Source organism: Pseudoalteromonas undina (assembly GCF_000238275.3).
Taxonomy (GTDB): Bacteria; Pseudomonadota; Gammaproteobacteria; order Enterobacterales; family Alteromonadaceae; genus Pseudoalteromonas; species Pseudoalteromonas undina.
On record NZ_AHCF03000003.1, the window covers coordinates 153,064 to 173,095 of the forward strand.

Annotated in this window: 16 protein-coding genes; 9 read left to right on the plus strand and 7 right to left on the minus strand. The window is 39.6% G+C overall.

The features are described 5' to 3' along the window. Window positions 1-93 precede the first annotated feature (93 nt). From cgtA to PUND_RS04310, 5 genes are all read left to right on the plus strand, one after another. Entirely contained in the window at window positions 94-1,245 is a 1,152-nt protein-coding gene (gene cgtA, locus PUND_RS04290; RefSeq protein ID WP_010391652.1) for an Obg family GTPase CgtA, read from the plus strand. A gap of 74 nt (window positions 1,246-1,319) precedes the next feature. Then, entirely contained in the window at window positions 1,320-1,811 is a 492-nt protein-coding gene (folA, locus tag PUND_RS04295; RefSeq protein ID WP_010391651.1) for a type 3 dihydrofolate reductase, read from the plus strand. A gap of 82 nt (window positions 1,812-1,893) precedes the next feature. Continuing rightward, complete coding sequence (locus PUND_RS04300) at window positions 1,894-2,268, plus strand: DUF3718 domain-containing protein (protein WP_010391650.1); 375 nt, start codon at window positions 1,894-1,896, stop codon at window positions 2,266-2,268. Between the two features lie 192 nt (window positions 2,269-2,460). Continuing rightward, window positions 2,461-4,401 carry a methyl-accepting chemotaxis protein gene (locus PUND_RS04305; RefSeq protein WP_010391648.1) on the plus strand — a complete coding sequence of 647 codons (1,941 nt, stop codon included), beginning with the start codon at window positions 2,461-2,463 and terminating at the stop codon, window positions 4,399-4,401. Window positions 4,402-4,465: 64 nt separating this feature from the next. Continuing rightward, window positions 4,466-4,939: a peroxiredoxin gene (locus tag PUND_RS04310; protein ID WP_010391647.1), complete on the plus strand. Its 474-nt coding sequence runs from the start codon at window positions 4,466-4,468 to the stop codon at window positions 4,937-4,939. A gap of 72 nt (window positions 4,940-5,011) precedes the next feature. Here PUND_RS04310 and PUND_RS04315 read toward each other — a convergent pair whose 3' ends face one another. Then, window positions 5,012-7,144, minus strand: coding sequence for a S8 family peptidase (locus tag PUND_RS04315; RefSeq protein WP_010391645.1), 2,133 nt, complete (start codon window positions 7,142-7,144; stop codon window positions 5,012-5,014). 307 nt (window positions 7,145-7,451) lie between these two features. Between PUND_RS04315 and PUND_RS04320 the strand changes: the two genes are divergently transcribed. Continuing rightward, window positions 7,452-8,636, plus strand: a complete 1,185-nt coding sequence (locus tag PUND_RS04320) for a BaiN/RdsA family NAD(P)/FAD-dependent oxidoreductase (protein ID WP_010391644.1) — start codon at window positions 7,452-7,454, stop codon at window positions 8,634-8,636. Window positions 8,637-8,698: 62 nt separating this feature from the next. Here the strand turns inward: PUND_RS04320 and PUND_RS04325 are convergent, their stop codons facing one another. The 4 genes from PUND_RS04325 to coaBC form a co-directional block, all read right to left on the minus strand. Beyond that, window positions 8,699-9,622 (minus strand): Fic family protein, encoded by a 924-nt coding sequence (locus PUND_RS04325; RefSeq protein ID WP_010391643.1) that lies wholly within the window; start codon window positions 9,620-9,622, stop codon window positions 8,699-8,701. A 157-nt stretch (window positions 9,623-9,779) separates the two neighbouring features. Continuing rightward, window positions 9,780-12,527 carry a S9 family peptidase gene (locus PUND_RS04330; RefSeq protein WP_010391642.1) on the minus strand — a complete coding sequence of 916 codons (2,748 nt, stop codon included), beginning with the start codon at window positions 12,525-12,527 and terminating at the stop codon, window positions 9,780-9,782. Between the two features lie 345 nt (window positions 12,528-12,872). Beyond that, a complete protein-coding gene (gene slmA, locus PUND_RS04335) occupies window positions 12,873-13,460 on the minus strand; it encodes a nucleoid occlusion factor SlmA (RefSeq protein WP_008113236.1) in 588 nt (195 codons plus the stop codon). 223 nt (window positions 13,461-13,683) lie between these two features. Then, window positions 13,684-14,877 (minus strand): bifunctional phosphopantothenoylcysteine decarboxylase/phosphopantothenate--cysteine ligase CoaBC, encoded by a 1,194-nt coding sequence (coaBC, locus tag PUND_RS04340; RefSeq protein WP_010391640.1) that lies wholly within the window; start codon window positions 14,875-14,877, stop codon window positions 13,684-13,686. Between the two features lie 141 nt (window positions 14,878-15,018). On the opposite strand from coaBC, the gene radC reads away from it, so the two are divergent. The 3 genes from radC (at window position 15,019) to rpmG (ending at window position 16,370) form a co-directional block, all read left to right on the plus strand. Further along, the gene (radC, locus tag PUND_RS04345; RefSeq protein ID WP_010391639.1) at window positions 15,019-15,693 is read left to right on the plus strand and encodes a RadC family protein; all 675 of its coding nucleotides are present in this window, start codon (window positions 15,019-15,021) and stop codon (window positions 15,691-15,693) included. 273 nt (window positions 15,694-15,966) lie between these two features. Beyond that, window positions 15,967-16,203, plus strand: coding sequence for a 50S ribosomal protein L28 (gene rpmB, locus PUND_RS04350; RefSeq protein ID WP_008464111.1), 237 nt, complete (start codon window positions 15,967-15,969; stop codon window positions 16,201-16,203). An 11-nt stretch (window positions 16,204-16,214) separates the two neighbouring features. Then, window positions 16,215-16,370, plus strand: a complete 156-nt coding sequence (rpmG, locus tag PUND_RS04355; protein ID WP_004587947.1) for a 50S ribosomal protein L33 — start codon at window positions 16,215-16,217, stop codon at window positions 16,368-16,370. A gap of 517 nt (window positions 16,371-16,887) precedes the next feature. Here rpmG and PUND_RS04360 read toward each other — a convergent pair. Together PUND_RS04360 and PUND_RS04365 are read right to left on the minus strand one after the other, a co-directional pair. After that, window positions 16,888-18,903 carry a methyl-accepting chemotaxis protein gene (locus PUND_RS04360; protein WP_010391635.1) on the minus strand — a complete coding sequence of 672 codons (2,016 nt, stop codon included), beginning with the start codon at window positions 18,901-18,903 and terminating at the stop codon, window positions 16,888-16,890. Window positions 18,904-19,212: 309 nt separating this feature from the next. Continuing rightward, window positions 19,213-20,031 (minus strand): symmetrical bis(5'-nucleosyl)-tetraphosphatase, encoded by an 819-nt coding sequence (locus PUND_RS04365; RefSeq protein ID WP_010391634.1) that lies wholly within the window; start codon window positions 20,029-20,031, stop codon window positions 19,213-19,215. Window position 20,032 lies beyond the last annotated feature (1 nt).

The window sequence follows — 20,032 nt, forward strand, 5'->3', positions numbered from 1 at the left end:
ATATACCCAAGTGTTTTTATGCTCAGTGTGCTCTATAGGCCACTTAGGTATATAATAGAGTTATTAACAAGCCAATCCCTAAAGTGAGTAATCATGAAGTTTGTAGATGAAGTAGAAATTCGCGCAGAAGCTGGTGACGGTGGCAGCGGCATCGTGTCTTTTCGTCGTGAGAAATATGTTCCAGATGGTGGACCTGATGGCGGTGACGGTGGAGACGGTGGTAGTGTTTATCTACAAGCTGATGAAAACTTAAATACCCTTATTGACTATCAATTCGAGCGTTTTCATAGAGCAGAACGCGGTACTAACGGTCAAAGCCGTAACTGTACTGGTAAAAAAGGTGAAGATCTGATTGTAAAAGTACCGGTAGGCACACGTATCATTGATGTTGATACACAAGAATCATTAGGGGATTTAACCCAAGATGGTCAACGAATTGTGGTTGCAAAAGGCGGTTTCCATGGCTTGGGGAATGCGCGTTTTAAATCAAGTACCAATCGTGCCCCACGTCAAAAAACACTCGGAACACCTGGTGAAGTACGTAACCTTAAGTTAGAGCTAATGCTGCTCGCTGATGTAGGTTTACTGGGTTTACCAAATGCCGGTAAATCGACCTTTATTCGCAGCGTATCGGCTGCAAAACCTAAAGTAGCAGATTATCCATTTACTACGCTTATCCCTAACTTAGGTGTTGTTCGTCCTGAAGCAAATAAATCATTTGTCATTGCCGATATTCCTGGCTTGATTGAAGGTGCATCGGATGGTGCAGGCTTAGGTATTCGTTTCTTAAAGCATTTAGAACGCTGTCGTGTGTTATTGCACATTATTGATGTTATGCCAGTTGATGGTTCAAATCCTGTTGATAATGCTTTTGCAATCATTAACGAGCTACATCAGTACAGCCCTAAGCTTGCTGAAAAGCCTCGCTGGTTAGTATTTAATAAAATTGACTTATTGCCAGAAGATGAAGCCAAGGCCTTATGTGAGCAAATTGCAGAAGAGTTAGGTGAGTCTGAAAATATTTATAGTATTGCTGCAATTAATAAATTGAATACTCAGCCATTAATTCACGACATCATGATGCTACTTGATAACATGCCTAAAGAAAAGTTTGTTGAAGTTGCAGACGAAGAGGTTGAATTTAAATGGGATACCTACCATCAAAAAGCCACTAAAGGCGATGATGATGACTGGGATGATTGGGATGAAGATGATTACGACGTAGAAGTTGTCTACGAGCGTTAATGATAATTGTATATGTTTAAAAGGAGCTAACGCTCCTTTTTTATTTTTTAATAATAAAGAATTAGGTGTTTAGTGTGATAATTTCAATGATTGCAGCAATGGCAAACAACCGTGTCATTGGTTTAGATAATAAAATGCCATGGCACTTACCTGGCGATCTTCAGCACTTTAAAAAAGTAACCTCTGGTAAGCCCGTTATTATGGGGCGTAAAACATTTGAGTCGATAGGTAGGCCGCTGCCTGGGCGTCGCAATATTATTATTACTCGCAACACTAAATATAAAGCAGCGGGAATTGAAACAGTAACCACGCCTGAGGCTGCACTTGAGCTTGTTAATGATGTTGCAGAGGTGATGATTATTGGCGGTGGAAACATTTACCAGCAGTTCTTAGGGCAAGCACATCGGTTGTATTTAACCTTTATTGACTTAGATGTAGAAGGGGATACACAGTTTCCTGATTACCAAAATGTTGCAAGTTGGCAAATTGAAGATGAAATGTTGATAGCTCCTGATGATAAAAATAAATATAGTTATAAGTTCGTAACTTTGAATAAAATCTCTTAACATTATTGCCAAAATCTGAGCGTGTTGGTACAATATTAAACAGTCGAGTACGAAAAAAGTATTAATATAGGGTGTCCAATCAATGATTAAATTACCGAAGCTAGTTGTAATTGCTGCTATTGCAGCGGGTTCGTTTGCTTATACTGCGCCTGCAAGCGCTAATGATCAGTTAGCTGTTTCAGTCTGTGAATACATTGCTGGTGATGATAAAAACCGTCTGCGTAGCAAATTAAAAAGTTCACGTGTGAAAGTTCGTAATATCTATGATGCAGTTTTCTGTAATGGTAATAACTTATTGCGTCACGCTGTTGCAAGTAATGCAGTTGATACAGGCGAGTACATTGTTAAAAACTTATCAAAGAGCTCACTTGAAGATGGTGCCGATATTGCTTGGGCTGAGGCAAATCATGCTGGATCACCTTTAATCCCTATTATTAAAGACCGCGCAGGCCTTTAAATAAAAGCTTAATTAATAAAAAAAACCACGTTTAAACGCGGTTTTTTTACTTAGATAAATTGTCATTTTACACCCTGTTTAACTACCTTTAAGTCTAGTTCCCCCCTGAGTATTTATCCTTATTACTCTTATTACATAAAAATGTCATAAAAACTCAATACTCTATGTGTATGTCAGTTTTGAGATATATTTATGCGTGTATCATTTTTTACCCGTTTACTAGCCATTTTATTAACGTTAGCAAGTATCCTTTTAGCCGCTACCTTGTTATGGGCAAGCCATACATTACTTAAACTTCAGCAACAAGATAGCGCATATAGCCAATTAAAAAATAGCATAATGGTCGAGCTTGCCGATCATTTGGAAAGTTATTTAGTACAAGGTAATAGCCAATACCTAAAACAATCATCGACCTTGATTGAGCAGCTTAAAGCGCAACAGTTAACGGTGCTGCCTCCTGAATTAGAAATTCGTTTAGCTGCACAATTAACTTCATTAAATACAGATATTAATGGTAAATACAGAGCACTTGGAAAACTATCTGGCAATGAAACTGCGCTGTTAGATAACGCGCTTAGACAAATGGCCGGCTCAGCCTCTTCACTCATTAATTATGCGCAAAAAGCACCAATGCAAACCAGTAACGCTCTTAATTATTATAAATTAGCGAGTGATTATTACAGTGAAGTGGTTAATTTATCTTTATCGACTTACCAGTTGATCAATGATTACCAACCTGAGGTAGAGAAAAACCTGCAACAAAGTATAAAAACCCTAAATTTACTAGCTATAAATATTGAGCAGTTACCGAACTTAGGGGTAATGACTGAGGTTGATGAGTTTGCTTTATTTGTAGATGAGGAACCGGAAGATTTGGCAGCTGAAATAAAAGCGGAGTTGGTGAGTTGGCCTAAACGTTATTTGCGCGATTTAAGCAGTACTTTATCGCAATCAAAACAACGTGATTCTGGAACGAATGAGTTACGTGAACAAATTAGTTTAGTATCAAAAACAGTGATTGAGGCAGAGCAAACATTAAAAGCACAGCAAGATAACGTGAAACGACAAGTGTTTTGGGTGTTTGGAATAGCAATAGGCGGATTAGTAATATTAGCTTTTAGTGTCTATTGGGTACAGCGCAGACAGGTTTTACAGCCTTTACGACAACTGCGAGATGGGTTTGCATTTTTAATAGAAAGTAATGAGTTAAAAAATATTACAGTGAATAATCCTAAAACAGAGGTAGGAGAAATAGCACAGTATTTTAACCAGCTAATTGAGCGCCAGCGTTTAGAAGCGCAAGAAAGAGCGAATATGCTCAATGTAGTCAGTCAGTTTATGCAGCAAATGAGTGAGCATTTACATACTATTGGGCAAAAAAGTAATACGAGTTATCAGCAGGTAAATCACAATGAAGAACTGCTTCTTAATATTCAGCAACTTGGTGAGCAGGTTAATCATATTAACGCTCAGGCTGCTGAAAATGCCCAAAGTACTTATGAGGCAATGCAGCAAAGTGTTGGTTTTGCTAAAAGTATGCTTAATGCCAGTTCTGATACACAGCAACGTATTGAGCAGGGGATGCATAGTGTTCAGGAATTACTGAGTGGGGTGCAAGGAGTGAGTAATATTATTACGGTTATACGTACCATCGCTGAGCAAACAAACTTACTCGCGCTCAACGCTGCGATAGAATCAGCAAGAGCCGGTGAGCAAGGTCGAGGTTTTGCCGTAGTTGCCGATGAGGTAAGGCAATTAGCAATGCAAACCCAAGGTTCGTTAAAAGAGATCAATGATCAGTTGGCGCTACTAAGTGAAAACTCTCAAGTGGTTTATAAACAAATCAATGCACTAACTGAGGATGCACAATTACAAACCGCAAATGCTCAAGAGCTTAAAGCAAACTCTGAAGGAGTCGCAGGCAATGCGCAGCAGGCTAATAAAGTTGCGATTGATGCAATGGAGCTGGCTAAACAGCAAAATGAGTTGCTCCAAGGCTTTACTCTATCGATGCATGATATGAAAAGCCAAGTAAGTGAGTCGAGTGAATTAGTTGCTGATATAGGCTCGCAGTTAGAGTTGCAAATGACATCTATTAAAGAAGGTCTAGGTTTAGATAACAACAGCGATTAATCGAAGACGAATTAAATATTAATCTGTATGCTAAAAGACTATGTAATTATCCTAAGGAATTAATATGATAGAGCAAGGTCAAACAATACCTGCAGTAAGTTTATCTCAGCTTAGTGATGAAGGTATGCAAACGCTCACTAATAATGAATTATTCGCAGATAAAAAAGTTGTATTATTTGCAGTGCCGGGTGCTTTTACGCCTACTTGTTCCAATGCTCATTTGCCTGGTTATATCGCGCTAGCTGATAAATTCAAGGCTAAGGGTATTAACGCTATTTATTGTGTATCGGTAAATGATGCATTTGTTATGAAAGCATGGGGCGAGTCACAAAATGCAGAACATATAGATATGCTTGCAGACGGCGATGCCAGTTTTACTCGTGCCTTAGAGCTTGAAAAAGATACTGCTGGCTTTGGTGGTTTGCGTTCTAAGCGCTACGCTATGGTTGTAGATAATGGTGTTGTTAGCGAATTACTTGTAGAACAAGAAAAAGAATTTGTAATAAGTAGTGCTGAAGCCGTTTTAGCCAAGCTATAACTAAGCTGTTTTAGGTATTGAATAAAAGCCGATACATATGTATCGGCTTTTTTTATCTAAGGAGAAAGTAGTTTACGGCTGGTATTGACCGCTTAGCGTTAAACCAGAAAAGGTTTGATACGCATTTACGCTTAGATGCCATGTTCCCGCTTGAGGGTTACTAAATGTACATGTTTCAGCGTTACCATTTTTATAAGGACGACAATCATAGCTTGAGCTAGTTGGTTGACTGCCAAATTTTACAAATAAATCTGCATCACCGGTGCCGCCAGACGTTGTTACTGTAAAGCTAGCCATGCCAGCTGGCACATCTAGCGTGTAATGTTTCCACTGACCTGCATTTGCAGTAACATCAGACACTGTGCCACCACCTGCTTGAGGTGTACCTGAACCACCACCGGTTGAACCACCTGTAATGTTACCGACTAAGCTAACACCAGTGTAGGCAGAATAACCATTTAACATTATATGATAAGTACCTGGGGTTGGGTTATCAATAGAGCACTCTTCACTGTTACCGCCTTTATAAGGGCGACAGTCGTATGTAGAGGTAGTTGGTTTGCTACCAGCACGTACATACAAGTCAGCATCACCTGTACCACCGCTCATAGTGAAAGTAACATTAGTGGCACCGCTTGGGACTGTCATAGTGTAAAAGTCTTGTGCACTTGCTGCACCACTTAATCCCGTTTTCACTTGTCCATCAACAAGCTCATTATCACCTGATGTTGGCGGTGGTGTGCCACCTGATGCTGCGGCAACAGCGGCTGCAGCATCCACAATACCTGTGCCACAGCTAGTACATGTTGCAGAGAATGAGCGAGTGGTTGTTTTTAAGATGTTTTCAATTTCATCAGGAGTCGCATTTGGTTTAGCTTGTTTGATCAATGCAGCAACACCCGCAACATGAGGTGCAGCCATTGATGTACCTTGCGAAAAACCATAGCTGTCGCTTGATGGTGTTGTTGAACCTGAGTTGTAAGTAGATAAAACACCCTCAGAATCATTTGCAAAGCTTTGCGCGCCACCTGGGGCTGCTACATCAATATTACTACCATAATTTGAGTAATATGCGCGGCCACCGTTACGGCCAACTGATGCAACGTTAACAACACCACTACAGTTACCTGGGTTGTAGTTTGCAGAATTATCGTTATCGTTACCTGCGGCAATAACAACAACAGTACCGTTATTGCGTGCTGTATTAATAGCATTTTGAGTCGTTGAGCTACATGCACCTGCACCACCTAAGCTCATGTTTATAACATCAGCAGGGTTAGCATTTGCCGATGTACCCGACACATTTCCACCTGAAGCCCAAATAATACCATCAGCAATATCAGAGGTTAAACCGCCACATTTACCTAACACACGTACAGGCACTACTTTCGCGTCGTAAGCAACACCAGCAACACCTTCACCGTTATTAGTTACCGCAGCAACAGTTCCTGCTACGTGAGTACCGTGCCAGCTAGAACCTTGTGCACCGTTGTTACCACATTCTCCGGCTGCAACAGCATCCCCTGGATCGCGAGCATCGTTATCACGGCCATTGCCATCATTAGCGACTGATAGATTAGAGATCATATCGTAGCCAGGTAAAATATTGGCGTTTAAATCAGCGTGCGGACGGTAACCAGTATCAAGAACAGCTACAACCACGCCGCTACCTGTAGCAGTATCCCAGGCTGTTGGTAGATTTAGGCCACCGGCTTGCTCATAGTAATGCCATTGGTCGCCATAACGAGGGTCGTTTGGTGTTGCAAATGGTTTTAACATTTGATCGACTTCAATGTATTCAACATTGCCTGAATTGACCATTTCTTGCATAAACTGTTGTGCTTCTTCAGCATTAAGCTTTTTGTCGGCACGCATTACGTGATGATCATTCAATGCCATTGCGCGGATATATTTAGCTTTAACTTTACCTTTTTTTGAGGTGAAGTTTTTTACAAAGCTTTGCGCTTTTTTATTCATCATTGCAGGCGATGCTTCAGTTGTTGATACGTTCATCATATCGCTATTATTTTTATATTTGATAATGAACTGAGTTTCAAACCCACCTTGATTTTGCATTTTAGCTGAGGTTTCAGCCATAGAAGGTGAGATTGCTTGTTCTGGATTTGCCATGCTTGAGCTGGCTGCAAATAGTGTACTTATTGTTAGCGCAACAGCGCATTTTTTAAATGAATCATTAGAAGTCATAATTACCCTTAGTTTTATTATTATTTGTGGAAAGCCACAAAGCGGGTACAAAGGTAAATGATCTGTTAACTATTTTGAAATATTAAATACGTATGTGCCTATTTCATTTAGTTATAACCGTGAATTCAGTAAGCTTTCAGTCGTTTTGTATTTGTTTTTATTATGTTGACGATCCTAATGTATTAGATTTATTTGGTGCTTTTTATCATTATTTAATCTTTATTGATAAATTAAAAACAATATAACAGCTATCTTGTTGTTACCGAAACTTTGTTATAATTCACCAAAGTTTTTAAGAGATGACCAAATGACTCACCTTGATGTGATAGTGATCGGTGCCGGAGCTGCAGGTTTAATGTGTGCAGCGCAAGCAGGATATCGCGGCCGAAGTGTTACAGTGCTTGATATGGGTAAAAAGCCAGGACGTAAAATTTTAATTAGTGGCGGCGGGCGTTGTAACTTTACTAACGAAAATGCGAGCCCTAATAACTATTTATGCACTAATCCCCATTTTGTAAAGTCGTGCTTAAGTCGTTATACCCAGCATGACTTTGTAGAGCTTGTAGACCGACATGGTTTGGCGTATCACCATAAAACATTGGGACAATTATTCTGTGACAATAGCGCACAAGACATTGTTGATATTTTACTAACAGAGTGTGAGTGGGCGGGTGTTACAATTAAACTACGCAGCGAAGTGTTAAATGTAGCTAAAACAGCAACAGGTTACAGTGTCACAACTGAGCAAGAAACACTGACCTGTGAGTCGTTAGTTGTCGCATCTGGCGGTTTAACTATGCCTAAACTTGGCGCGACGCCAATAGGTTATAAAATTGCAGAGCAATTTGGTTTAAAGGTATTGCCGACGATGGCCGCTCTAGTTCCCTTTACCTTACATCAGCACGATAAAGAGCGTTTTGAAGGGCTTTCGGGTATTAGTATTTCTTGTGAAGTTGCAAGCGAAGATGGCACTGTATTTAAAGAGAATATTTTATTTACTCACCGCGGCTTATCCGGGCCTGCCATATTACAAATAAGCTCATTTTGGCGAGCAGGTCAGGCGGTGACGATCAATTTATTACCTGAACTAGATTTAAAGCAACAGCTAGCCGATTGGCGAGAAACGCAAGCGCAAAAATCGTTAAAAAATAGCCTTGCTACTATCTTACCTAAGCGTTTTGTTGAAATACTCTATGACAGTAAAGCTATTCCTGATTGCAATATTAACCAGCTAACGCATGGCCAAATAGATGCACTCGCGGATTATATTCATGCTTGGCAAATTAAGCCAAATGGTACCGAAGGTTACAGAACCGCAGAAGTGACTTTAGGTGGTGTAGATACCGATGAGCTAAGCTCAAAAACATTTGAGGCTAAAAAAGCCAAAGGTTTATACTTTATTGGTGAAGTGACCGATGTAACGGGTTGGCTAGGAGGCTATAATTTCCAATACGCGTGGAGCTGTGGATTTGCCGCTGGGCAATACGCGTAAAAAGTCGCTCAGCGCGGCTTATTAAACCTGCCACTTAAGCTCTTAAGTGGCATTTTTTATTTCTAACTTTTAAGTCTATATTGCTGCATTTTACTATTCGGTTTTTCGGGAATAGTCATTTCGATTATGCCTGCATCAATTGCAGGTTTTAAATAGCGCTCTCTAAAATGTTTTCGATCTTTTAACCCTAGCTGGTTTTGTAGCTCTTGTCGGTTTAATGGTTTTTCGCTTTGGTTAAATACATTTATTAAAGCGATGACTTGGGGGGCTTGTATGTCTAAGTGTATAGTGTTTTTAACTTGAGGGGGGTGTTGTGGGGTTTGGCTTTTTGTTATTGATTTTAAATCACTTTCTAAAATATCTAATGCTGAAAGTAATGTCTCTAACATGTACTCAATAAACACGGATGAGTCACCGGTTTTGGTACTTAGGTTAATGCTTTCAAAGTATCGTTGGCGTGTTGCCGCTATTAAGTTATGAATGTTTAGCAATGAAAACAGCGTATGCCATTGTGATAATTGTTGGGTTTGCCACACACACGCTAACTCAGTATTACCCTGTGCAACCGGTTGAATAAACTGTAATTCATAATGGCATACTGCACTACTGATTAGAGGGTGGTGGTTAGTTGTATTAAACCACGCAAATAATTCTTCTACCATTTTTGGCACTCGAATTGCCTGTGGTGCCATTTGTAAGCCATTTTTTAACGCTAGACCTTGCTCCCTATAACGGCCTGACTTTTCACTTTGATCTTTCATTAAGCTGCGATGCAGAGCTAATAAGCTATCTGGGCTTGATAGGTCAGATACTGTAAATTGAAATTCAGAGTTTTTCATTTGTATAGAGGTGAGTTTTTGTTGCTTATAGTGCTCAATAGTTGCTGGCGAATATAAGGCACTGATTTTACCTAAAGCTTCACTAATATTTGCAATGCTGTGAGTCATGCTGGCTGAGATTGAAAATGGGGGAGTGGCGTTGCTCATTTCGTTATAGAGGTTATTTAAATCAGGAGATTAGAATACGCGAACTGAATATAAAAGTCAGTTTTAATAGTGATTTAGTATTTATTTAAAATTTTACATAGTCTTTAATTACTGGTTTTAAATGTTAAACCGACGCCAAATAGCGCCGGTTTATTAGTTACTCTTCGATAAACGCTTCACCTTCGTTCATCCACTTAGCGGCTGGCTTGCCTTTTAAGTAATGATCAAAGTACTGCATCATACGTACTGAGAAATCTACCTGATTAGGGAATTGCTTTAAGTGATGCGGTTCACCTTCATATTGTAAAAATGTAGCATCTTTACCCGCACGGCGCAGTGCTAAGTAATATTGCACGCCTTCATGCCATGGCACAGCATCATCTTTATCACCAAACATAATCAGAATCGGGGTATTTACTTTATCCGCAAAAAAGACTGGTGAGTTCTCAATATAAAGCTCAGGGGCTTCAAATAAGTTTTTACCAATGCGACTTTGCCCTGTTTCATATTGAAATTGGCGAGCAAGCCCTGACTTTAAGCGAATGCCACTGTAGGCGCTGGTCATGTTAGACACTGGCGCCCCCGAAACTACAGCTTTAAACATATCAGTTTCAGTGATCATAAACGCGCTTTGATAACCCGCCCATGAGTGGCCTTGTAGCCCTATTTTATTAGCATCGGCAATGCCTAAATCAATCAGCTTTTGGGTGGCGTTGATCATGGTTTGAGTTGAAGACTTACCTGGGTGACCTATTTCAAAGCGAATATCAGGTAAAAAGATGGCGTAGCCATTTGATGTAAACATTGGGAAGTTAGGACGATGATTTAATTCCATTTTAGGGAAATCGTACATACGCTGGCTCATATAGCGGTAAAAGTACACCACAACCGGTACTTTATCGCCTTTTTTATAGCCGGCAGGTTTGATTAATACCCCTTGTAAATCTTCTCCATCAAAGCCTTTATAGCTAATAAGTTCAGGTTCTTGGCCCCACGCGAAGTTATTAACTTGTGGATTTAAGTTCGTGACCTTTTGTGGCTTATTAAAGCTAAAGTCAGTTTGGTAAATATCAGGGAATTGCTGATAGGTTTGCTCAGTAAATAAGTATTTATCGGCATTTTTGGCTTTTTTAATTACATCAAAACGCTTATTACCTGTGAGTACTTTAGTAACGTTAAGCGTTGTTAAATTAAGTTTAGCCACCTCACTTTGCTTACTTTGTAAGTTAATTGCAGAGAGCAAAAGAGTATCATTGCTGTTAAAGCCCACTTGGTTTTTATCAAGCTTGATTACTCTGTACTGAGTATTACTTTGTTTACCATTAGTTAAGCGTTTGGCTTGTTTGGTATTTACATTAAACGACCAAATATCATATTTACTATAAACCAGTATTTCGCTGCTATCGTTAAGCCAGCCAGCAAAGCCATAGCCAGGCTGCTTAGATGGGTAATCGTGTTTGTCATCGGCAAAGGTAGCGTTAATTGCTTTGCTGAGTACGCTCACTTTGTTATTGCCTAAGTTTTTAAGCTGTACTTGGTTGTTATCAAAGTAAGCAGCAAACTGACCATTAGGCGCAAGGCTAGGTCTAAATGGATAGTCGTTAATAATAGGTGTTTGTTTACCCGTTTTTATATCAACCGCAAAGTAGTCAGCAAAAAAGCCGCCATACATTATTTTTTCAAGATGGGCTAGATTTGAGTAGCCTAATAATGAATCCGCGCGTTCAGTATTAAGTGCCAGCTCTGGCATATTTGGTGTGCTTAACTGTACAACTTGTTGCGAGTTTACATGGTATACCGCCGTGTAATGTCTGTTTTTATTGTTTTTATGCCACTGCTGCTCTTCGCGAGGTTTAATTTGTGCATCGTTGTTGTGCCATACATTTAACCCTTTTTGGTCGCGAATAACCTCAAAGTTATACAGGGACGACTCATCGGTATATTCTTTTTTCTTAACTTTTGCAGCAAGTTTTGGGCGGTTTTCAAAGTATAGGCGTGTACCATCTTCGGCCCACGTTAATGTTGCAGTTTTACCCATTAACCATTCTGGGTTAGGTGACTGCACAGTGGTAAGCGTTTCGTTCTGCCAAAGCGTTAATTCGTATTGGCGGCGACGCTTATCATCGTTTACATAGTTACCTAAAGTAAATGCAACACTCTTATTGATTGGATGCCAAGCTATTTTGTTGGCAACCACACCAGGCTCGTCAATTAATGCTGTGCTGGTAAAATCATTGAGTGAAAATAAAGTAATTTGATTATTATTACCATCCACATAGCTTTGGCTCACTAATAATTGATCGCTGGTGGCGCTAATATCATAGGTGAAAGCACTTTCAAGAGTGTGGGTGCGTTTATCGCTTAAGTTGACGACAACCAGTGGGTAGCTTTTATCTTTTTTATCAGCTGTGATAGCGCTATCTTTATCGGAGTTTTTATCATCCGCGTCGGTGCTCTCATTTTTACGATAGGCAAGCCATTGGCCGTTATTAGCGAGTACGTAATCTTTTACGTCATTAAAGCGTTGTTGCTCACCGGTTTGGGTATTCACTAATACTAGATTGTTTTTTAAATCACTTTTTTTCTTAGTGGTCTCTTTTTCAAGTAGGGTAGGCACTTGGGTGAATACGACCCAGTTCGCCATTTTGTTAATTGTAGGGCGAGTGCCTCGCTCTACCTCAGCAATAAGCTTGTTGTTATTTAGCGAGTAGACTTGCCCAGTGGCATTGCCACGATAAGGAGTTGCACTTAAAGAGAGGATTTGACCATTTTCAGAAAGCTGTGTGCCTTTTGCAGATTTAAAATCAAATACATCTTTAAATTCTAATGGCTTATTTGCTAAGGCACTGGCGCTCGTTAAGCTGGTAATAAGTGCACAGCCTATAAGAGTGAGTTGTGTTTTCATTATAGATTCTCGTTTTTTAACATTATTTTATTGTAACGAGTTTTAATAACAATTCGAGTAGATACGATAAGCGGTAGCAAGGCAGAGATGAGAGGGGAAAAATGAATGGTAAAAGGTTAAATTTTCGGGCCACGGGATGCGAGGTGTTTGGCATCGGTAAAAAGTTAGGGAAGTAAAAGTTTAATTGTGGTTTTCAATTTTTTACTTTTTGCTCTGTGTTCAAATTAATTTTTAAATATAATTTATAAAAAGAACACAGAGTTTATGTGGAATTGATGATAGGAGAATAATTTAATAACCTTGCTGGCAAGATTACCTAAAACCTAAAACCTAAAACCTAAAACCTTATAACCAAATTTTTTGAAGTTCTGGCCATTGTTTTTCAAATTGCTCACTTGGGCGAGCACTAAAATTACTGCGCACAAACTGATTCATTTTACCTTCAACGTAGGCAAGCAAAAAGTTAGCTAGGGTTAACTCATCGCTTTGGAAGTTTTTACCTTCACGTAGCTTACGCTCTCTAAGAATTTGTTTAAATTGGGTTTCTAGTTTTTCAAATAAGCCCTGTACACGCTCACGAAGTCGCTCTTGTTCTCCTTGTAGAGCGTCGCCTGTTAATATACGAGTAATGCCAGGGTTTTTCTCAGCAAACGTTAGCAACAGTAATAAGGTATTATATACGCGTGCTTTGCTTTCTTTTTCGTTATCTAAAATAAGATTAATACGTGATAGCAGGGTATCTTCAATAAACTCAATTAATCCTTCAAACATCCGCGCTTTGCTCGGAAAGTGGCGATAAAGAGCGGCTTCAGATACGCCAACTTCTGCGGCAAGTTTGGCAGTTGTAATACGCTGGCCAGGGCTGGTTTCTAACATTTGTGCGAGTGCTTGCAGTATTTGCTCTTTGCGATTACTTTTTTTTGTCGCAGGCATGAACATTCCTTTTTTAATAGTTATTTTTTCTACATCAATGTGCGATAACACAGCTACCGGCCTAGTGCTGCTGCGGGCAATAACCAGTAAGGCGGTATTTTCACGTATTACGTGAAGCTCTGGTACTGCGCAAGCATTAAACTATATTAGCGAAGTAAAATTACACTAAAAGGTCACAAGGCGTCATCATGTTAATGTTTTATTCAGTTTGTTTCCAGCCTTTTTATAATCGCTTGGCAAGCTGTTCGATCACTTTGATTGCTATTTCTGTTTTGCTGGCCTCAGGTAAATCGAGTTGTTCATTTTGCCAATAAAGAGTAAGTGCGTTACGTTCTGAATTAAAGCCTAAATCACTCTGCGATACGTCGTTTGCGCAAATCATATCGAGGTTTTTATTAGTCAATTTCCCTTTAGCATAGTTAGCAACATTTTGCGTTTCTGCTGCAAAGCCGACAGTGTAAGGGCGGCTTTGTGTAAGGTTTGCTATCGCTGCTATAACATCTGGGTTCTTAACTAAGCTAAGAGTGAGTTCATCGCCTTGTTTTTTCATTTTTTGCGTGGCGATATTTGCTGCACGGTAATCGGCTACAGCAGCGCACCCAATAAAGGCGTCTGATTGAGGGGCGTAACTGAGAGATTCTTGCAGTAGCTGCTCAGCACTTTCTATATTAATTAAATTAACACCTTGCGGCGCGGTAATGGTTACTGGGCCTGAAATTAAGTTAACTTGCGCGCCAAATGATAAAGCGGCTTGTGCTAGTGCATAGCCCATTTTTCCTGAGCTGTGGTTTGATATAAAACGCACCGGATCGAGAGGTTCTCGAGTTGGACCTGCGGTAATAGTAATGGTTTTACCCGCTAAGAGTTGTGGTTGCGCAGGTTCAGTGCATAAACTCACTAATTCATGCGGTTCAAGCATTCGCCCTGCACCCACATCACCACAGGCTTGCTCACCCTTACCTGGTCCCCAAACAGCAACGCCACGAGCCTTTAAAGTGGCTATATTAGCTTGCGTTGCAAGGTGTGCGTACATTTGCTGATTCATTGCCGGCGCTATGGCTACTTTTGCAGGGGTTGCGAGCAATAACGTAGTGAGTAGGTCATCAGCAATGCCTGCGGCCATTTTTGCAATAATATTGCTGGTGGCAGGGGCAACTAAAATTAAATCAGCCCATTTTGCAAATTCAATATGTCCCATTGCAGCTTCTGCTGATGGGTCGAGTAATGAGTCAGACACCATTTCACCACTGACGGCTTGCATCGTTAGCGGGGTAATAAAATGCTTTGCTGATTCAGTCATTACAACTTTAACGTCACAACCATGGTCTTTTAAACGTCTTACGAGTTCGGCACATTTATAGGCTGCAATTCCACCGCTAATTCCCAGCACTATTTTTTTATTTGTTAAATTAATCATGGTTGTTCATCAATTTTATAAAATATGCTGGCTAAAATAACAAATCTTGAGCGTGACAGCTAAGATAAAATGCGTTTTATCGCGCTAATTTTTAATTTTGCATTACAGTTATATGATACTGACCGCTTTCAAGGATGAACGATGCAATTAACCTCTCTGCCTAATTCACTCAGACCGCGAGAAAAGCTGCTAGAAAAAGGCGCAAAGGCACTCTCTGATGCTGAACTATTGGCTATATTTTTACGTACTGGTTTACCCGGTATGAATGCGATAGAGCTGGCACAGCACCTGCTTAATGAAAATAAAACCCTGCATAATTTGTTTAATGCCAGCATAGATGAATTTTGTGCGCAAAAAGGGCTAGGAACAGCTAAATATGTACAGCTACAAGCGGTACTTGAGCTGAGTCAGCGTTATATGCAAGAAGGCTTTGTTCGCGATGCGGTTTTTAACTCGCCTCAAGCTGTATACGACTATTTAACCTTGCAAATGCGAGGGCTGCAGCAGGAGGTGTTTATGGTGTTGTATCTTGATAGCCAAAATCGTTTATTAAAAGATGAAATTTTATTTTATGGTACGATTAACGCCGCCAGTGTGTATCCGCGTGAAGTTGTTAAAGCGGCTTTAAAAAATAATGCAGCGACGGTTATTTTTTCACATAATCATCCCAGCGGTATTGCAGAGCCAAGTCAGGCCGATAAGCTAATTACCAATAAATTGTGCCAAGCGCTGCAATTAGTCGACATAAATGTATTGGATCATATTATTATTGGCGGTGAAAAATGTGTTTCGTTTGCCGAACGGGGACTTATTTAAGTTTATCGCTCGCAGATATGTGCTAAAAATGAGCGGTTTACTGTGTTTTGGCAAATTAGTTTAATTTAAATGCAGTTTTTACTTTCCCTAAGGGCATTCGATCTTTATAATTAGCCGCTATCAAATTTACACATGAGCTGGTTGGATAAGATCAGTATTTGATCTTTGCCTGTAAAAGCTGTATAAAGAGCGCCCTTCGATTTATCTCTAGGGCACAAATACATGGCCTTAGGGAAAATTAAGCTCGAGCGAAGTTATTGGAGATATATAGACATGTCTAAAGTATGTCAAGTTACAGGTAAGCGTCCAGCGGTTGGTAACCACCGTTCACACGCGAGAAACGCGACTAAACGTCGTTTCCTACCTAACCTACAAACACACCGTTTTTGGGTTGAAAGTGAAAAACGTTTTGTAACATTACGCACTACTACTAAAGGTATGCGTATTATCGATAAAAAAGGCATTGACACGGTTCTTACAGAAATCCGTGCTCGTGGCGAAAAAGTTTAAGGAACTGAATTATGCGCGATAAGATCCGTTTAGTTTCAACTGCTGGTACTGGTTTTTTCTACACTACCGACAAGAACAAGCGTAACATGCCTGAAAAAATGGAAATCAAAAAGTTCGATCCTAAGGCTCGTAAACATGTGATTTTCAAAGAAGCTAAAATCAAGTAATTTAGTTTTCTTTCAGAAGTGTAAAAACCCAGCTTATGCTGGGTTTTTTGTTTTTAAAATCCACTCTATTATCCACCGACAATATACTCACCGTAATTGTGTCCATTTAATTAAACCGCTAACTGGCTTTTGTTAGGCACCATAGCTTATTTCTTTAATAACGGTATCAGTTGTTTGTAATACCAATCCGCAATAATACTTAATCATTTTACGGGGCTAAACGTGTCGCAACCTGCGTTAAAAAATTCTCGTTTAGAACAACTAAATAGCAAATTTTTTGCCTAGCTATCAACACGTTTTTCCAGCCTCAAAATAGACCACTTAATTAAGCGAATTGGTATAACCAAAGAAAACATAAAGAGTATTAAATGACTTTACGGGCTAAGCTGTTGGGTGTTGTGTATTTAGAGTGAGATTGTGCGGTGTATAAGCATGTCTGGAGAGGGAACGGGTGTTTTACTATGGCTCGCTAGGGTATAAACTGTAAGTAGCCCTTAGGCTACTTACAGTGTGATTCTTATACTTTAAAGTTCTCTACTGATATTCTTAGCTCTTCGGCTAACTTAGCCACTTCTGAACTTGAAATATTCGTTTGTACAGCACCTTCTGCTGTTTGCTCGGCAATAGCAACAATAGACTCTAAGCGTTCACTGATCTCTTGTGATACTTGTTGTTGTTCTTGTGCTGCTGTTGATATCTCTTCACTGACATTGTGCGCTTGCGATACCGCAAGAGTAATTGAATCCAGTGCACTATTAGCTAAATCACTTTGCTCAACACACGAAACCGCGCGTTCTTTACCTTTTTCCATTGCCTTAACTGCTTCTTCAGCGCCCGACTGTAGTGATTCAATCATAGATTGAATTTCTTGTGTCGACTCTTGAGTTTTACTTGCAAGCGATCTTACTTCATCAGCTACCACAGCAAACCCTCGACCGTACTCACCGGCACGCGCTGCCTCAATCGCCGCATTAAGTGCAAGTAAGTTAGTTTGCTCAGCGATACCACGAATAACGTCTAAAATACTACCAATTGAGGCGCTGTCTTTGTGTAGTTTATTAATAACACTTGATGCTTCATCAACTTCGTAAGCGAGTTGTTCAATGGTTGCTTTATTTTGATTTGAAATACCTTTAACGCGTTCAGCTTCTTTATCGGCATTTTTGATTTCGCCTAGTGCTTGTTGAGCACTGTTGCTCACTGTTTGAGAAGTACTGCTCATTTCAGTGGTTGCGGTTGCCGCTTGCTCTACTTGCGCTTGTTGATTACTAATCGCTTTGCTTGATTCACCGGTAATTGTTGAGGTTTGCTCAGAAGCGGCAGCAAGTTGTGTTGAACGCGAAATAATACCGGTAATTAAGCTGCGTAAGCTATCAATTAAGGTATTACAGCTTTTCGATAATTCACCAAATTCATCTTTTGCGCTGTCATCTAAGCGTTGAGTCATATCACCACTGGCAACAATATCTAGAATGCGGTTAACTTCAGCTAAAGGCTTAGTAATACGGTTAACCGTAATGATGGCTACAAGCACTGCGATGATAGTCGCAATAATCATACCTATCCAAGTCCATAAATTAGCTGAGTTTACATCGCTGCGAACGCCTTCTTGCAAAGTAAATGCAACGCCGCTTGCTTGTAGTACTAATTCGTCAATTTGGCTAAGTGCTGTTTTAGTGGCTTTTTCCGATTCTTCTAATTCACGTTCAGTTGTGCTGATTGCATCAATAAGGCGTTTTTTATTCGCTGAAAGGCTATCGTTACCTAAGATATTGCTTTCAAGCGTATCTACGTAGCCTTTTAGGTCGTTAAACAAGCCGCTATGGCTTTGCTCTATCGCGGGTTGTATTAATGCAACAGTACGAACGACTTCTTCAAAATAATACACTTGTTCATTTTTAATAATATCGAGCGTGTTAAGCGTTTTAACAGTTAACATATCGGTGCTGCTGGTAACCACAGACATAAAGTTATTTTCAAGGTTATTAGCTGCTTGGTAAGCACGCGGGTGGTTATCTTCTAAGCCATCAATATCAATAATATCAAGTACCATAGAGTTAGCGTCTTCAGCCGCGAGTTCAACAGTTTCTAATTGAGCTTTGAGCTTTTTATTAAGCACTAACTGAGTGTTTTTGTCTTTCAGCAGACTCTCTATAATGTTTAAAAAACTTAAGTAGGTTTTTTCAACGTCAAGGCTGCTCTTATTTAATTGTGGGTCATCTTTTACTACCTGTTGTAGCTCGCGATGTAGCTTATCAAATAATTGTTTTTGTTCTTCTATTTGTGCTTTTATTGGCGCTAGCTCTTGAGCAGATGAAGTGTGAAAACTGGCTTGAGCAGCTTTACTCATCAAAATAAATTCAGCTTGTAATTGAGCGCTCTTGTTTAATGCCGGAAGCGATAGCTGATTAACTTTTTGAGTTGAACGATCTATATTTGCTATTTTTATTAAAGAGTTACCGCCAATAATTAAAAGTAATAAAGTGATAAATATAAAACCACCCCAAATACGTTGACTCACTGTTAGATTCATATGGTTTTCCATTCAAAAATACGTCTATTAAAACTTATCGGCGCTTTCAACAATAAGTTAAGTAATTAAAAATAATTAATTTTTACTGTTAATAGTTAGTTGCTAAATTTACCGTGAAACTTCATCACACACTAAGCATACATAATTCAACTATTCGACTATGGATATAAAATAATACAAGGCAATTCTCCTCGTCCTTAATTAGATTAAGGGAGTGTTGCTATTTTTTACACTTAGTTGTGAATGGTTTGTAATTATGTAATTTAACATGCACTCTTAAACTTAACAGATGTATTAACTTTTTTCAGTTTATTTAGACAAAAGTTGTGATTTTTCTGAAATTTTTTGTTTGCTTTGTAAATCTATTAAGGTCATTGAGCCGCCCCAGACGCAACCTGTGTCTAGAGCGTACAGGTGTTTGTAGGGAGTTTGACCTTCAAGGGCAGCCCAATGACCAAAAATAAGGTCATGTTGAGCGTTAACGATTTTAGGGTGAGAAAACCAAGGAATTAATGAGTGGCTATTGGCTGTTGCTTCTTTTGCATTAAAATCAAGCAAATTATCAGGCGTAACAAAGCGCATACGGGTGAAATAATTAACGATATAGCGAAACTTTGCAGCGTCATCAAGCTGCTCACTCCATGAAAGTGGGTGAGGCTGATACATGTTTTTTAAGAAGTATTGAGCGTTGTCAGCACCATAGCATTGCTGCGCGAATTGGGCATGCTGAATGGCTTGCTCGCATGACCAATCAGGATTAAGTCCTGCGTGAGAGATAAAACAATCATACTGCTCTAAATAAAGAGCTAAAGGCTGAGTTTGTAAAAACGCGATGTACTCGGGGAGTTTACTGCTGTTGAACAGTGTCGTTAGTTTGTCTTTAGGGTTGGGTGCAACATTATTTAAATAACAGGCAATCATGTGTAAGTCATGATTGCCTAATGTGACGCTAACGCTGTCTTGATGTTGATAAATATAATCAAGGCACGCTTTGGAGTCTGGGCCGCGAGCAACAATATCACCTACTAGGTAGAGGTGGTCTTTGCTAGGGTTAAAGTCGACTTGCTTTAACAATAAACTAAATTCGTTAAAGCAGCCTTGTAAATCACCTATTGCGTAGTCAGCCATT

Bases quoted from the DNA above. Each gene is read 5' to 3' on its own strand.
- cgtA (WP_010391652.1), top strand. From the start codon at position 94: ATGAAGTTTGTAGATGAAGTAGAAATTCGCGCAGAAGCTGGTGACGGT.
- PUND_RS04300 (WP_010391650.1), top strand. From the start codon at position 1,894: ATGATTAAATTACCGAAGCTAGTTGTAATTGCTGCTATTGCAGCGGGT.
- PUND_RS04305 (WP_010391648.1), top strand. From the start codon at position 2,461: ATGCGTGTATCATTTTTTACCCGTTTACTAGCCATTTTATTAACGTTA.
- PUND_RS04310 (WP_010391647.1), top strand. From the start codon at position 4,466: ATGATAGAGCAAGGTCAAACAATACCTGCAGTAAGTTTATCTCAGCTT.
- PUND_RS04315 (WP_010391645.1), bottom strand. From the start codon at position 7,144: ATGACTTCTAATGATTCATTTAAAAAATGCGCTGTTGCGCTAACAATA.
- PUND_RS04320 (WP_010391644.1), top strand. From the start codon at position 7,452: ATGACTCACCTTGATGTGATAGTGATCGGTGCCGGAGCTGCAGGTTTA.
- PUND_RS04325 (WP_010391643.1), bottom strand. From the start codon at position 9,622: ATGAGCAACGCCACTCCCCCATTTTCAATCTCAGCCAGCATGACTCAC.
- PUND_RS04330 (WP_010391642.1), bottom strand. From the start codon at position 12,527: ATGAAAACACAACTCACTCTTATAGGCTGTGCACTTATTACCAGCTTA.
- slmA (WP_008113236.1), bottom strand. From the start codon at position 13,460: ATGCCTGCGACAAAAAAAAGTAATCGCAAAGAGCAAATACTGCAAGCA.
- coaBC (WP_010391640.1), bottom strand. From the start codon at position 14,877: ATGATTAATTTAACAAATAAAAAAATAGTGCTGGGAATTAGCGGTGGA.
- radC (WP_010391639.1), top strand. From the start codon at position 15,019: ATGCAATTAACCTCTCTGCCTAATTCACTCAGACCGCGAGAAAAGCTG.
- rpmB (WP_008464111.1), top strand. From the start codon at position 15,967: ATGTCTAAAGTATGTCAAGTTACAGGTAAGCGTCCAGCGGTTGGTAAC.
- rpmG (WP_004587947.1), top strand. From the start codon at position 16,215: ATGCGCGATAAGATCCGTTTAGTTTCAACTGCTGGTACTGGTTTTTTC.
- PUND_RS04360 (WP_010391635.1), bottom strand. From the start codon at position 18,903: ATGAATCTAACAGTGAGTCAACGTATTTGGGGTGGTTTTATATTTATC.
- PUND_RS04365 (WP_010391634.1), bottom strand. From the start codon at position 20,031: ATGGCTGACTACGCAATAGGTGATTTACAAGGCTGCTTTAACGAATTT.